This window comes from Izhakiella capsodis (assembly GCF_900115045.1).
GTDB classification, from domain to species: Bacteria; Pseudomonadota; Gammaproteobacteria; order Enterobacterales; family Enterobacteriaceae; genus Izhakiella; species Izhakiella capsodis.
The window spans coordinates 273,512-286,636 of sequence record NZ_FOVC01000002.1 but is presented as its reverse complement, the minus strand read 5'-3'; the positions used below and the strand labels follow the sequence as shown (position 1 = coordinate 286,636).

10 protein-coding genes are annotated in these 13,125 nt (G+C 50.3%); 1 reads left to right on the top strand and 9 read right to left on the bottom strand.

The genetic code is table 11. From position 1 onward, the window contains the following. Positions 1–290: 290 nt before the first annotated feature. Entirely contained in the window at positions 291–950 is a 660-nt protein-coding gene (rpiA, locus tag BM191_RS04685; RefSeq protein ID WP_092876161.1) for a ribose-5-phosphate isomerase RpiA, read from the bottom strand. Positions 951–1,160: 210 nt separating this feature from the next. On the opposite strand from rpiA, the gene BM191_RS04680 reads away from it, so the two are divergent. Next, positions 1,161–2,063, top strand: coding sequence for a LysR family transcriptional regulator ArgP (locus BM191_RS04680; RefSeq protein WP_092875647.1), 903 nt, complete (start codon positions 1,161–1,163; stop codon positions 2,061–2,063). Positions 2,064–2,141: 78 nt separating this feature from the next. Here BM191_RS04680 and BM191_RS04675 read toward each other — a convergent pair whose 3' ends face one another. From BM191_RS04675 to speA, 8 genes are all read right to left on the bottom strand, one after another. After that, positions 2,142–2,858: an oxidative stress defense protein gene (locus BM191_RS04675; protein ID WP_407927857.1), complete on the bottom strand. Its 717-nt coding sequence runs from the start codon at positions 2,856–2,858 to the stop codon at positions 2,142–2,144. A 131-nt stretch (positions 2,859–2,989) separates the two neighbouring features. Continuing rightward, a complete protein-coding gene (gene argO / locus BM191_RS04670) occupies positions 2,990–3,610 on the bottom strand; it encodes an arginine exporter ArgO (protein ID WP_092875643.1) in 621 nt (206 codons plus the stop codon). 162 nt (positions 3,611–3,772) lie between these two features. Next, positions 3,773–4,687: a small-conductance mechanosensitive channel MscS gene (gene mscS, locus BM191_RS04665; protein ID WP_092875641.1), complete on the bottom strand. Its 915-nt coding sequence runs from the start codon at positions 4,685–4,687 to the stop codon at positions 3,773–3,775. 210 nt (positions 4,688–4,897) lie between these two features. Further along, positions 4,898–5,977 carry a class II fructose-bisphosphate aldolase gene (gene fbaA, locus BM191_RS04660; RefSeq protein WP_092875639.1) on the bottom strand — a complete coding sequence of 360 codons (1,080 nt, stop codon included), beginning with the start codon at positions 5,975–5,977 and terminating at the stop codon, positions 4,898–4,900. A gap of 130 nt (positions 5,978–6,107) precedes the next feature. Beyond that, the gene (gene pgk, locus BM191_RS04655) at positions 6,108–7,265 is read right to left on the bottom strand and encodes a phosphoglycerate kinase (protein WP_092875637.1); all 1,158 of its coding nucleotides are present in this window, start codon (positions 7,263–7,265) and stop codon (positions 6,108–6,110) included. A gap of 51 nt (positions 7,266–7,316) precedes the next feature. Continuing rightward, a complete protein-coding gene (gene epd / locus BM191_RS04650) occupies positions 7,317–8,336 on the bottom strand; it encodes an erythrose-4-phosphate dehydrogenase (RefSeq protein ID WP_092875634.1) in 1,020 nt (339 codons plus the stop codon). Positions 8,337–8,625: 289 nt separating this feature from the next. Beyond that, complete coding sequence (tkt, locus tag BM191_RS04645; protein WP_092875632.1) at positions 8,626–10,617, bottom strand: transketolase; 1,992 nt, start codon at positions 10,615–10,617, stop codon at positions 8,626–8,628. Positions 10,618–11,008: 391 nt separating this feature from the next. Continuing rightward, positions 11,009–12,985, bottom strand: a complete 1,977-nt coding sequence (gene speA / locus BM191_RS04640; RefSeq protein ID WP_092875630.1) for a biosynthetic arginine decarboxylase — start codon at positions 12,983–12,985, stop codon at positions 11,009–11,011. Positions 12,986–13,125: the final 140 nt, after the last annotated feature.

Sequence of the window (13,125 nt, the reverse complement as noted above, 5' to 3'; positions counted from 1 at the left end):
TAAATAACCGCAATAATAAATCCTCGCCTTCTGTCAAAATAACAAAATTTTCGCTGTCATCAATATGGTCGCATGCCTGTCGTACCAGTAAGAAGCACTCAGATTAAGACCGTGAACAACAGATAATGATAATTTCAAGGCTACTGGCAGAAATTACCCACTGGGAAAAGCCTGGTTGTGACATAAGTCACCAAAATATGCCCGGCAATTAGAATATCTTTTTTTTGCAAAAAAAAGCGCCGAATACAATCCTCGCAGAAATCCTACAATTTGACACAAAGCGGATAAGGTCATTGAGTAAGAGTCTTTACGCCATCAGCGCTACCGATCAACGCCACATCAGCGGCACGCGTGGCGAACAGCCCAACGGTGACCACGCCAGGCAAAGCATTAATCGCAATCTCCAGCGCACAAGGATCGATGATGCTCAGATTATGCACGTCCAGGATAACGTTCCCATTATCTGTTACCACATGCTGACGGTATTCAGGCAAGCCGCCAAGCTTGACCAACTCCCTCGCAACATAAGAGCGCGCCATGGAAATAACTTCAACCGGCAGCGGAAACTTACCCAGTACTTGCACCTGTTTTGACGCATCAGCAATACAGATAAATTTATCGGCAACTGCGGCAATGATCTTTTCGCGGGTTAATGCCGCACCACCGCCTTTGATCATTTGCATCTGATCGTTGATTTCGTCAGCACCGTCAACATAAATCGCCAGCCGATCCACACTGTTGAGATCGAATACAGGAATACCCAGGCTTTTTAGTTTCTCGGTTGAAGCCTCGGAGCTGGAAACTGCCCCCTCGATCTGATGTTTTATTGACCCCAGCGCATCAATAAAATGCGCAGCCGTGCTGCCTGTACCAACACCCACGATCGTACCGGGGGTGACATAATCCAGTGCGGCCCAGCCGACAGCTTTTTTCAGTTCATCCTGCATCATCATCATTTACACCATGCTGCCCAGTAAAAGTGGTATCAGTATAAAGAAGCCCGCATCAAATTACCCGTCTGATAACACTAAATGCCTGTTACGCCACTCGCCTGTCGCTCAATAAGAAATAAAAACCCTTTATTCTAAAAAAAATAAAAAACTATGGCATAGTGATAAATTGTTTTGCCAGATCCCACCTGAAGGAGAAACTATTACCTCATGAAACGCCCGGATTATCGAACGCTTCAGGCGCTGGATGCTGTCATTCGTGAACGCGGGTTTGAACGCGCGGCGCAAAAGCTGTGTATCACCCAGTCAGCCGTATCACAGCGTATTAAGCAGCTGGAGACCATGTTTGGTCAGCCCTTGTTGGTTCGTACCATCCCCCCCCGCCCTACAGAACAAGGGCAAAAGCTACTGGCGTTACTGCATCAGGTTGAGCTGCTGGAAGAAGAGTGGCTGGGAGATGAAAACGGCAGCGGTACCAGGCCGCTGCTGCTGTCGCTGGCCGTGAATGCTGATAGCCTGGCGACCTGGCTGCTACCGGCACTCAAAAATGTGCTGCGCAGCGCCCCCATCAGGCTTAATTTACAGGTAGAAGATGAAAGTCGCACCCAGGAGCGACTACGCAGGGGCGAAGTCGTTGGCGCAGTCAGTATTCAGCCTCAGCCACTCCCAAGCTGCCTGGTCAGCCAGCTTGGGGCGCTGGATTATCTGTTCGTCAGCTCGCCGGAATTTGCCGCCCGCTACTTTCCCAACGGCGTCACCCGCTCAGCGCTGCTGAAAGCGCCGGTCGTTGCTTTCGATCATCTCGACGATATGCATCAGGCTTTTTTGCAGCAGAACTTCGATTTGTCTCCCGGCAGCGTTCCCTGCCACATCGTTAACTCATCTGAAGCCTTTGTTCAGCTGGCCCGGCAGGGAACAACCTGCAGCATGATCCCCCATCTGCAAATTGAAAAAGAGCTGGCTTGCGGCGAACTCATCGACCTGACGCCGGGTCTTTATCAACGCAGAATGCTTTACTGGCATCGTTTTGCGCCTGAAAGCCGCCTGATGCGCCAGGTGACTGATGCGCTGGTTGAGTATGGTCATCGCCAGCTGCGTCAGAGTGGTGACTGATAGAAAAAGGTGCCTGACGGCCCCTTCGCTCTCTGCTTAGCGTAAAGACCAGCGCATTTCACACTGGCCTTTAGTTGGTTACTGATTATTCAGTTCAAATACTACCTCTACCTGATCATCAAAGTGAATACTTTGCTGCTCATAGGTTTGTGCCGCAGAGGTCACCGCAGCGGAATCCGCCATTTTTAACATGCGCGTCATTGGTACCGGCTGATAGTTTGCTACGTGATAGCGAATGCTATAGACCGGTCCAAGCTTAACATGAAAACCTTTCGTCAACTCACCAGCCTGCTCAGTGGCATTGTTAATGGCTTCTGCACGGGCTTTATCGCGATACTGTTTTGGGTTGGCAACGCCAAGATCTACAGCCCGAATTTCATTCAGGCCGGATTTCAGTGCACTATCCAACAGATTATTGAGCTTATCCAGCTGACGCAAGGTCACACGCACCTGGCGCTCCGCCTGATAGCCTTTTAGCTGTGATCTACCATCCTTGAGGTAATCGTATTCCGGCTGAGTGCGCAGATTAGCCGCATCGATATCTTTATTATCAATTCCTTGCTGTTTCAGCAAATCAAAATATTGCTGCATGCGCAAATCGGCTTGCTTCTTAGCTTCTGCCGCCTCTTTGGCCGATACGCTCACTTCAATTGTCAATGTCGCGATATCCGGTGTGGCATCAACGCTTGCATACCCGGAAGTCACGAGATGGGGGCCATTTGGCAGCTCGCCTGCCAGGCCAATAGCAGGCATGATGTTCATAACCAGAATAGTGGCACATGACAGCGTTTTCATTTTCACTCAGAGCCTCCAGAAAGAGAATTATCAATCACGGTGGCCGTTAAGTTTGGCACTGCAGCCACTTATACAGTATGGGTGATGCTCTGAATTAATGCCGCATACAAAGTTTGGGCATTACTCCGCATTCACAGCATCGACATTCCCTGCTGACCAAGACGAAAGGCAATGAACCACATAATGGCACCAACCAGCAGGTTAATTATGCGCTGGGCTCGCTGAGAAGTCAGACAAGGTGCCAGTCTTGCAGCCAGCAATGCCAGACCGAAAAACCACAACACCGAGGCGCTAATTGTCCCCATAGCAAACCAGGTACGCTGTGCTGGGGGCAACTGGCCTCCCAGACTACCCAGCACCACGAAGGTATCCAGATAGACATGAGGATTCAGCCAGGTTACCGCCATCATCGTTACGATAATGCGCCAGCGGCTCTGGCGCAGAGACTTAACCTGTAGCATTTCAATCTCGCGGCTAAAAGCGGTCCGCAACGCCCCCCAGCCGTACCATATTAGAAAAGCAACTCCGCCCCAGGTAATTAAAGCCAGCAGCATGGTCGAACGGCTGAGCAACGCGCTGCCGCCGAAAACACCCGCGCAAATCAGCACAATATCGCTTAGCGTACAGAGGCTGGCCGTCATTAAATGATACTGGCGGCGGATCCCCTGATTCATGACAAATGCATTTTGGGGACCAAGCGGAAGAATTAATGCAGCGCCCAACATAATCCCTTGAAAATAAACGGATAGCATACATATTCCTTACAAATTTATCGGCGGGAGCAGTCTAAGTCGATATCATCATAAGATAAAATTGAAATTATTAATCTAACATTAGAATCGTTAATAAAAACCCTGCTTGAAGTAGAAAGGGCGCCAAAGCGCCCGTTTAATGAAGGTAAATGCTAAGGTTGATCAGCGTGTTTTTTCTGCTCCAATTTCGGTTTTATTCTGGCTTTGATCCGTAATTTGCCCATCTACCTCACCTCTCGTGTGGTACAAATGCACATCCATCTGTGGATAGGGAATACCAATATTCCTTGCATCGAGAGCACGTTTGAAGTTTTTCAGCAGATCCCAGTAGACCGCCTGCAGATCGTTGCTTTTACTCCAACAGCGCACCACGAAGTTCAGTGATGAAGCTGCCAGCTCATTCAGACCGATCTGGATACCCATATCCTGTAAAACGCGCTCATCAGCTTCAACTACACTGCGCAGCAACTCAATGACCTCATCGACATCGGCTTCGTAAGCAACACCAATAATAAATTCGTTGCGCCGTGCCGGTTCGCGAGAGTAGTTGACAATATTATTAGCAATAATTTTTCCGTTTGGCACCACCACGATTTTCGCATCTGACATTTTCAAAGTAGTCGAGAAAATTTGTACGTTAATGACGGTGCCTGCCACGCCGCCCAGGTCAACATACTCACCGGTGCGAAATGGTCGAAAGGTCACCAGCAATACCCCGGCAGCAAAGTTGGAAAGGGAGCCTTGCAGCGCGAGACCCACGGCCAGACCCGCAGCACCCAATACGGCGATAACCGATGTCGTCTGCACACCAATCCGCCCCAGCGCGGCGATTAGCGTAAAAGCGATAATGCCGTAGCGCACCAATGCAGAGAGAAAATCAGCAACAGTTTTATCGACGTTGCGCGTCATCAGCAGCTTACTGATACCGTTAGAAACGAGACGCGCAACGATCATCCCGACAATGATAATGGCAATCGCCGCGAGGATATTGACGGCAAAGCTCAGCAGTAATGCCTGATTGCGCACCAGCCAGCCACCGGCATGGTTAAGACTGCCAACAACGTTTAAATCATTCATTTTTGAATCCTGGTTGTATTCCCGCAGGGATAATATGCCAATTAATGAGATGGTTAGAGTTAAACCTGTTTAAGCCTAAGCACAAATAGATAATTCTGCCAGAGTGAGTGCCTTTTAATCCTGGTGATTGTTGAATATTCGACCGCTCACGATTTCAATACATAAAAAAGCCCGCGCAATGGCGGGCCGTCGTAAAACCAAACTGATACTTTACAGTACGTCGACCGCGTTCAGCTCTCTGAAGGCCTGCTCCAGACGCGTCACAATTGAAGACTGAGCATGACGCAGCCAGACGCGCGGATCGTAGTATTTTTTGTTCGGACTATCCGGACCTTCCGGGTTACCCAACTGAGCCTGTAGATAGCCTTCTTTCTGCTTGTAATACTGCAGTATGCCGTCCCAGGCTGCCCACTGGGTATCGGTATCGATGTTCATTTTAACCACACCGTAGCTGATAGACTCTTTGATCTCAGCAGCTGAGGAGCCAGAACCGCCGTGGAATACAAAGTTAAGCGCGTTATGTGGCAGGTTATGTTTTTTGCAAACATATTCCTGTGAATCACGCAGGATAGTTGGCGTCAGCTTGACGTTACCCGGCTTATAAACGCCGTGAACGTTACCAAATGAAGCCGCAATGGTAAAACGCGGGCTGATAGCGTTCAGTTTAGTGTAAGCGTAGTCAACATCTTCAGGCTGAGAGTAAAGCGCAGAGCTGTCAACGTGAGAATTATCGACACCGTCTTCTTCGCCACCGGTAACGCCCAGTTCAATTTCCAGCGTCATATTCAGTTTTGCCATGCGTTTCAGATACTTTCCGCACAGCTCGATGTTTTCTTCCAGTGACTCTTCTGACAGGTCGATCATGTGAGAAGAGAACAGTGGTTTACCGGTTGCTTTGAAATGCTCCTCGCCTGCATCCAACAGACCGTCGATCCACGGTAGCAATTTTTTAGCACAATGGTCGGTGTGCAGGATAACCGGTACGCCGTATTGTTCGGCCATCAGATGAACATGCTTAGCACCTGAAATCGCGCCGAGGATTGACGCGGCCTGCGGTTTGTCAGATTTATAGCCTTTACCGGCGATAAACGCTGCCCCGCCGTTTGAGAACTGCACGATCACGGGTGCTTTGACTTTCGCTGCTGCTTCCAGCACCGCATTGATAGAATCCGTGCCGACACAGTTAACTGCTGGCAGAGCGAATTTATTTTCTTTTGCTACCTGAAAAATTTTCTGTACGTCATCACCGGTGACAACGCCTGGTTTTACGAAATCAAAAATTTTAGACATGTTCTTGTGTCCTGTTTCGTCGGTCCTGAATCCCCTTTTTCTTTCAGTAGCAACCGAAAGTTATCGGGTCTTTACATTTCGCCCCTGGGGCGGACAAAGAGGGCGGTAACGCCCATCCTCAATATTTTTATTACTTAGCGCGCTCTTCAAGCATCGCCACAGCCGGCAGCTTTTTACCTTCCACAAACTCAAGAAATGCACCGCCGCCGGTTGAGATATAAGAGATTTTATCTTCAATACCAAAGATATCGATGGCAGCCAGGGTATCACCACCACCAGCGATTGAAAATGCATTGCTTTCGGCAATTGCCTTAGCCACTATCTCAGTGCCTTTGCGGAAATTAGGAAACTCAAATACCCCCACCGGACCATTCCACAGAATAGTTTTAGCTTCTTTCAGCAATTTAGCCATCGCCAGCGCGGTTTCATCGCCGAAGTCCATGATCTCTTCGTTATCAGCGACTTCGCTAACTTTTTTCACGGTCGATGGCGCAGTTTCAGAGAATTCCGTGCCAACACGAGAATCCGTAGGAACGGGAATATGGTACTCATCACGAAGCTTTTTCGCGGCGTCAACAAAATCCGGCTCATACAGGGATTTGCCCACATTATTATCAATCGCCACGAAGGTATTTGCGATACCGCCGCCGACAATCACCGTATCGGCAATTTTTACCAGTGAATTTAGTACGTCAAATTTAGTGGAAACCTTAGATCCACCCACCACCGCGACCATCGGGCGCGCCGGATTGGACAACGCTTTGCCCAGCGCTTCAAGCTCAGCGGCCAATAGCGGTCCGGCGCAGGCCACCGGCGCAAATTTGCCAACGCCATGCGTCGAAGCCTGGGCACGATGCGCGGTGCCGAAAGCGTCCATAACAAAAATATCGCATAGCGCTGCGTACTGTTTAGCAAGCGCTTCATCATCTTTCTTCTCGCCTTTGTTGAAGCGGACGTTTTCCAGCACGACCAGTTCACCTTCGGCAACGTCTACGCCATTGAGATAATCTTTCGCCAGGCGTACTGGCGCTGAGAGTTTGCTTTTCAGGTGGTTAACAACCGGCAGCAAAGAGAATTCTTCGTTGTATTCACCTTCGGTCGGACGACCCAGGTGGGATGTGACCATCACTTTTGCACCCTGCTTAAGCGCCGCTTCAATCGTTGGCAGCGAGGCGCGTATACGTGCATCAGACGTTACTTTTCCGTCTTTAACCGGCACGTTAAGATCGGCGCGGATAAGTACCCGTTTACCAGCCAAATCCAGTTCGTTCATCTTAATAACAGACATAGTGAACCCTCTCGTTGATTCTCTTCAATGTTCGCAGACGCAGACCGCGCCTTACCTGAAACCACTGGATGCCATTGCTAACGTCGTGTCGATCATCCGGTTAGCAAAGCCCCATTCGTTGTCGCACCAGACTAACGTTTTAATCAGGCGCCCTCCGCTGACCCGCGTTTGCGTACCGTCCACAATGGCACTGTGCGGATCATGGTTAAAATCAATTGAGACTAACGGCAATTCGGTATAGTCGACTATACCACTAAATGCTCCCTGCGCCGCACCACGCAGTAATTGATTGACCTCACAGGCCTGCACCTCTTTTTTCACGCTCACGCTCAGGTCAATAGCCGTCACATTTATCGTCGGCACACGTACGGCAATCGCTTCAAAACATTCGCTAAATTTAGGGAATATGCGGGCAATACCCGCCGCCAGACGCGTATCCACCGGAATGATTGACTGACTCGCCGCACGTGTTCGCCGCAAATCCTTGTGATAAGCATCGATCACCTGCTGATCATGCATCGCCGAATGAATGGTCGTCACGGTACCTGATTCAATGCAGAAGGCGTCATCAAGTAGCTTGATAATAGGAATAATGCAGTTAGTGGTACAAGAGGCATTTGAAACGATGTGATGCGTTGGCTGCAGCTGTAAATGATTAACACCAAAGACCACCGTCGCATCCAGATTGTTCGCGCCAGGATGCGAAAACAGAACCTTTTTCGCTCCGGCCTGTAGATGAGACTCGCCATCTGCCCGGCTGCCAAACACGCCGGTACAATCAAGCACGACATCAACTTGGAGCTCTTTCCAGGGCAGCTGAGCAATTTCCTGCTGATGAAGAATACGGATAGCATCATCGCCGACCTGCAACATGTCGCGCTCCTGGCGCACATCAAAGGCAAAGCGGCCGTGACTCGTATCGTACTTTAGTAAATGCGCCATTCCTGCTGAGTCGGCTAATTCGTTAATAGCGACAACGCTAATTTCAGCACGGCGGCCAGTCTCATAAAGCGCACGCAGTACGTTACGCCCAATACGGCCAAACCCATTGATGGCAATCCTAACTGTCATACCGCTCCTGCCAATTCCACCGAGTCATTATGCTGCCTAAGACTGAAGCCACCATCACTATTTGTACAGTAATTTTTACCTGAAAGCGCTCAGATAATGCCTCAACATAATCAGTAAAACCTATTACTGAAACGGTTCAGCAATAATAAAAGAATTAAGGAATAACTGGAATGGTTGTGGTCAAAAGCCCGACAATAATTAGATCTCTATCACAAAAGTAATCCAGCTAATCGAGAAGGAGAACTGCTGATCTCCTTCTCTCATCAACGAATTTAAGCTACCGCCAATACTATAAAACAGCTTTTGCCTGTGCGACGACGTTATCCACAGTGAAGCCGAACTGTTCAAACAGATTTCCAGCCGGTGCCGATTCGCCAAAAGTCGTCATGCCAACTACCGCACCCTCGAGGCCGGTATATTTGTACCAGTAATCGGCAATGCCAGCTTCAATTGCTACGCGGGCGCTGACGGCTTTCGGCAGCACGGACTCCCGGTAAGCAGCATCCTGCTTGTCAAAGGCATCAGTAGACGGCATGGAAACAACGCGTACTTTAACGCCCTCACCGCTTAATTTTTCCGCTGCCGCGACTGCCAGCTCTACTTCAGAACCGGTGGCGATAAGGATCAGCTGCGGTTGGCTCTCGCAATCTTTCAGCACATAGCCGCCGCGCGCCACATCAGACAACTGAGCTGGGGTACGTGGTTGCTGTGCGAGATTCTGACGGGAGAAAATCAGCGCTGTCGGGCCATCATGACGTTCAATCGCGTATTTCCATGCAACAGCCGACTCAACCTGATCGCACGGGCGCCAGGTGCTCATATTTGGCGTCACGCGCAGACTGGCAAGCTGCTCCACCGGCTGGTGCGTTGGACCATCTTCACCAAGGCCGATCGAATCGTGGGTATACACCATCACCTGGCGGATCTTCATCAGCGCCGCCATGCGCACCGCGTTACGGGCGTATTCGACAAACATCAGGAAGGTCGCCGTATAGGGCAGGAAGCCGCCATGTAAGGCGATACCATTGGCGATAGCGGTCATACCAAATTCGCGCACGCCGTAATGAATATAGTTACCGGCTGCATCGACATTTATCGGTTTCGAGCCTGACCACATGGTAAGGTTACTCGGTGCCAGATCGGCAGAGCCGCCTAAATACTCCGGCAGAATTTTACCAAAGGCCTCAATGATATTCTGCGACGCTTTACGGCTGGCGATTTTCGCCGGATTAGCCTGCATTTGCTCGATGAATTTCTGCGACTCGGCCTGCCAGTTATCAGGCAATTGATTGCTGGTACGACGTGTAAACTCAGCGGCCAGTTCCGGGTAAGCTCCGGCATAGGCGGCAAAGCGGGTGTCCCAGTCGGACTCTTTCGCCTGACCAGCCTCTTTGGCATCCCACTGAGCATAGATTTCAGACGGGATTTCAAACGGCCCGTAGTTCCACCCCAGCTGTTTACGCGTCAGCGCTATTTCATCATCGCCCAGCGGCGCGCCGTGGGAATCATGGGTGCCGGCTTTGTTGGGTGAACCGAAGCCGATAACCGTTTTACACATGATGAGCGCTGGCTTATCAGTTACGGCCTTCGCTTCCTCTATCGCTTTTTTAATGGCGGCCGCATCGTGACCGTCAACATTCCTGATGACATGCCAGTGATAGGATTCAAAGCGCTTCGCGGTATCGTCAGTAAACCAACCGTCGGTGTGCCCGTCAATCGAGATGCCGTTATCATCGTAGAAAGCGATAAGTTTGCCCAGTTTCAGCGTACCCGCTAACGAGCACACCTCATGGGAAATACCCTCCATCATGCAGCCATCACCCAGGAAAACATAAGTATGGTGATCGACAATTTCATGCTGAGGACGATTGAACTGCGCGGCCAGCGTACGCTCAGCAATCGCCATACCCACCGCGTTAGCAACGCCCTGCCCTAACGGGCCGGTAGTGGTTTCTACACCCGGTGTATAGCCGTATTCAGGATGACCCGGCGTTCTGGAATGAAGCTGACGGAAATTTTCCAGCTCTTTGATCGGCAGATCATAGCCAGTGAGATGCAGCAGGCTGTATATCAGCATTGAACCGTGGCCATTGGACAGCACAAAGCGGTCACGATTGGCCCAGTGCGGATTGACAGGATTATGATTGAGAAAATCACGCCATAGTACTTCAGCGATATCCGCCATACCCATCGGGGCACCCGGATGGCCAGATTTGGCTTTCTGAACAGCGTCCATACTTAATGCACGAATAGCGTTGGCAAGCTCTCTACGAGATGACATTTATAACTCCCGGTCAGATTTATCGCTTCGCCGTCCTTAACTTATTGATATCAGATAATTATCAGGCAAAGCTACAGAAGGTCGTTCAACAATGTACATGAAACCAGGGCTGGATGTACATGGAGCGAAGCGCTAAATCTGTGACGTGGAATGCCTATACGGATTGTCTCAACAAACTACAGGGGGAAAAACGCGTATCCTGTCTCTTCATTTCGCGTGCTCTCCCCTTATCTCCACGGCGAGCGGTGCGACAGCATCGATAAAAATGCGCAGATGCAGCCGGGCAGTCACGCATATCTGGCTATGTCGTTCAGCGAGGCCAGGGTTAAGGAGTTCAGGGATTAAGAGAGGTAAAAATGACGGGGCCGTTAGCGTGGCCCCTTGCAGACAGTTACTCGTCTTCCAGATAGGTATAGCCGTATAAACCGCTTTCAAATTCATCAAGAAATTGAGCGCGTAGCTCCTCATCAAGATCGGTTTGTTTTATCTGGTTACGGAAGTGGGTCAATAACTCATCAGGCCTCAACTGAACGTATTCCAGCATATCGGCAACTGTGTCACCCTCATCGGAAATCTGCACTTCCAGGCTACCATCCTGAAAAGCAAATACGTCCACGGCTTCAGTATCGCCGAACAGGTTGTGCATGTTGCCAAGAATTTCCTGATAAGCGCCGACCATAAAAAAACCAACCATGGGCGGATTTTGTGGGTCATATTCTGGCATTGGCATAGTGGTAGCAATGCCGTCACCATCAACATAGTGATCAATCGCTCCGTCAGAGTCACAAGTAATATCCAGCAGTACCGCACGGCGCTCCGGCGGCTTGTTCAGCCCCTCCAGCGGCATCACCGGGAATAGCTGATCGATCCCCCAGGCATCCGGCATCGACTGAAACAGGGAGAAATTGACGTACATCTTGTCCGCCATACGTTCCTGTAACTCATCAATTATCGGGCGGTGTGCACGATTACTGGGGTCAAGATGATGCTGAATGTAACTACAGATACTGAGATAAAGCTGCTCAGCCCATGCGCGCTGCAACAAATCGTAGTGCCCCTGCGAGTAGCCGGTATGAATATCAAACAAATCCATCTGGCTGTCATGCAACCATTCTCGCAGCGAGCGGCGATTATTAGGCTCGTGCATTTCTTGCCAGGTGTCCCACATGCTCAGCATCGGGCGTGGCGCATCCTCGTTTGGTGCCTGCGGCGTGCTGAACTCATTGCGCTCAACACCAATGATATTGGAAACCAGCACCGTATGATGAGCGGTAACCGCACGACCAGACTCCGTAATCACCGTCGGATGCGGCAGACCGTGCTCTTCACAGGCATCACCGATAGCCCAGATAACGTTATTGGCATATTCGTTCAGGCCATAATTGACCGAGCAATCAGACTGAGAGCGCGTTCCCTCGTAGTCAACGCCCAGACCGCCACCAACATCAAAACACTGGATATTAACCCCCAGTTTCGCCAGCTCGACGTAAAAACGGGCAGATTCGCGCACGCCGGTGGCGATATCCCGAATATTCGCCATTTGCGATCCCAGATGAAAATGCAGCAGCTGCAAGCTCTCCAGGCGCCCGGCCTGACGCATAATATCTACTAACTGTAATACCTGGGTGGCGGACAACCCAAATTTCGATTTTTCGCCGCCGCTGGACTGCCATTTACCGGAACCTTGTGAAGCAAGGCGCGCACGAATACCCAGGCGCGGTACCACGTTCAGCCTCTCAGCCTCGTCAAGTACCAGCTGAACCTCGGTCATTTTTTCCAGCACCAGATAGACTTTGTGTCCCATCTTTTCGCCTATCAGTGCTAGGCGGATATATTCACGATCTTTGTAGCCATTACAAACAATTACCGAGCGAGTCATACCAGCATGCGCCAGCACGGCCATCAACTCAGCTTTAGAACCCGCCTCCAGCCCAAGCGGCTCACCGGAATTAATCAGCGCTTCGATCACGCGCTTATGCTGGTTAACCTTAATGGGGTACACCAAAAAATAATCGCCGCGATAGCCGTAAGATTCACGCGCGCGCTTAAAAGCCAGGTTAATTGAGCGAAGACGATGCTGCAAAATTTGCGGAAAGCAAAACAGTGCTGGCAGACGCTGCCCCTGGGCCTCACGCTCTTTTACCAGTTTAGCCAGGTCAACGCGTGCTTCCGGCACATCCGGATCGGGGCAAACGCTGATATGCCCCAGCTCATTAACGTCATAATAGTTGTTACCCCACCAGGCTATGTTGTAAGTTCTGAGCATTCTGCTGGCACCTTCATCGTTCATCGCTACCTCCTGCATTGAGCGGAGTTCACCCTGTTCGCCAGCTGACAAACGCTTAATATTCTTTATTTCGTCAGACATCACGAACCTCTTATCTTATTATAAAACACGTCATCAGACTCGGTGGAGCCGTCAGGAAAGCCTATCGGAAATACTCCAGGTTTAGGCTATTTCATGAATATTGCAGCTAAAACCAGGCAAATATTAGCCTGCGCGCGTCG

Excerpts from the sequence above, each read along its gene's own strand:
- rpiA (WP_092876161.1), bottom strand. The coding sequence starts at position 950 with ATGATGCAGGATGAACTGAAAAAAGCTGTCGGCTGGGCCGCACTGGAT.
- BM191_RS04680 (WP_092875647.1), top strand. The coding sequence starts at position 1,161 with ATGAAACGCCCGGATTATCGAACGCTTCAGGCGCTGGATGCTGTCATT.
- BM191_RS04675 (WP_407927857.1), bottom strand. The coding sequence starts at position 2,858 with ATGAAAACGCTGTCATGTGCCACTATTCTGGTTATGAACATCATGCCT.
- argO (WP_092875643.1), bottom strand. The coding sequence starts at position 3,610 with ATGCTATCCGTTTATTTTCAAGGGATTATGTTGGGCGCTGCATTAATT.
- mscS (WP_092875641.1), bottom strand. The coding sequence starts at position 4,687 with ATGAATGATTTAAACGTTGTTGGCAGTCTTAACCATGCCGGTGGCTGG.
- fbaA (WP_092875639.1), bottom strand. The coding sequence starts at position 5,977 with ATGTCTAAAATTTTTGATTTCGTAAAACCAGGCGTTGTCACCGGTGAT.
- pgk (WP_092875637.1), bottom strand. The coding sequence starts at position 7,265 with ATGTCTGTTATTAAGATGAACGAACTGGATTTGGCTGGTAAACGGGTA.
- epd (WP_092875634.1), bottom strand. The coding sequence starts at position 8,336 with ATGACAGTTAGGATTGCCATCAATGGGTTTGGCCGTATTGGGCGTAAC.
- tkt (WP_092875632.1), bottom strand. The coding sequence starts at position 10,617 with ATGTCATCTCGTAGAGAGCTTGCCAACGCTATTCGTGCATTAAGTATG.
- speA (WP_092875630.1), bottom strand. The coding sequence starts at position 12,985 with ATGTCTGACGAAATAAAGAATATTAAGCGTTTGTCAGCTGGCGAACAG.